We start from the raw sequence: 1,260 nt of genomic DNA, 5'->3' as shown, positions 1-1,260 counted from the left end.
CAGCCCGATGGCGGCAATGCCTGCCTGGTCCAGGGTCTTGTGCTCGGCCTGGGCAAAATCCCCATCGCCATTGGAATCCTGCACCACCTTGAACCGGCTCCAGGCAGCATCCTCATTGCTGATCTGGCCATCGTGGTTGCTGTCGAAGGTGGCCAACGCCTCCAGGTCCGTCTTTGTCCCAGGTGCGAAATTCGTCAGCCGGGTCTCCTCGACGGAAATCCTGCCGTCGCCGTCGGCATCGAAGCCCAACACCCCATCGGTCGCCACGGCCCAACCGATCTGCTCGGTCTGGCCGTCATGGTTGACGTCCGCCTTGACCTGCGACTGGGAAGCCGCGATCAGCTCGGTCCCGTTACCGTTCAGGTCCAGCACGATGGGGGTGAAACCGCCGCTGGCATTGGTGCCCTTGTGCGTGGCGTTGACGACCACATCGGTGTAGGCGCCCTGCGCATCCTGGATGCGGATGGTGAAGTTGTCCGCGCCGTTGTAGGGATCGCCTCGGTGGCTGATGTACTGCCAGTAATCCTGTGCGCCAATCAAGTACTGGGCGAGTACGGTCTGGTCAGGACGCAGGTAGCCGGTCGCCGTGTCGACGTAGGCATTCGCGTAGCCGTGTCCGTGTTGCGGGCCCTGCACAATCGAAATCACGATGGCGGCCGAATCGCCGTCGGGATCGTACGCGATGATGCGCCCCATCTGGCGCTGCGGGTCATCGCGATCGTAGAAAATCGTGTTGGCTTCTACTGTAGCGCTGTCCCTCAGGCCTTCGACCGAATCGATCTGGGTCAACGCGAGAGGCTTCAGCATGCCGTTCTGATAATGCTGCGGCGTGTACACGGCATGATTCGCATCATAAAGCTGACCTTGCGCCGCCAACGATTTAGCCAACGACTCATCGTAAAGGGGCTGGAAATAGTTCGGTACCGGCTGGAAGGCCAGACTGCCATCCGAAGACGCATAGATGGGTTCGGCGCCATTGAGCCCGGAGGTTCGCCCAATCATCGGGGATGGGCCATGGTAGTAGCCGAAGACCGGCCGGCCGTATTCGATCGCCTCGATCACGGGCGCCTTGTTGACGTGGGCGACTTCCAGATAGGCTGTGGCCCAGGTCTGACCACCGTACGGGTCGGAGACCAGGTACTGGAACGAAGCCTGGCCATAGAAATCGGAGTCTGGCGTGAAGCGCACCTGCCCGTCAGCTTGAACCTCGACCGTGCCGTGCTGGGCATTGGCAACCTGCGCAATCGTCAGCGTGTCCCC

1 protein-coding gene is annotated in these 1,260 nt (G+C 61.5%); it reads right to left on the bottom strand.

Annotated elements, in window-relative coordinates; translation table 11 throughout:
- On the bottom strand, nt 1-1,260 hold a 1,260-nt coding region (locus E1J61_RS37695; protein ID WP_165971634.1), incomplete at both ends, for an Ig-like domain-containing protein.

The organism is Cupriavidus sp. L7L (assembly GCF_004353535.1).
GTDB lineage: Bacteria > Pseudomonadota > Gammaproteobacteria > Burkholderiales > Burkholderiaceae > Cupriavidus > Cupriavidus oxalaticus_A.
This window is presented reverse-complemented; position numbering and strand designations above follow the sequence as displayed.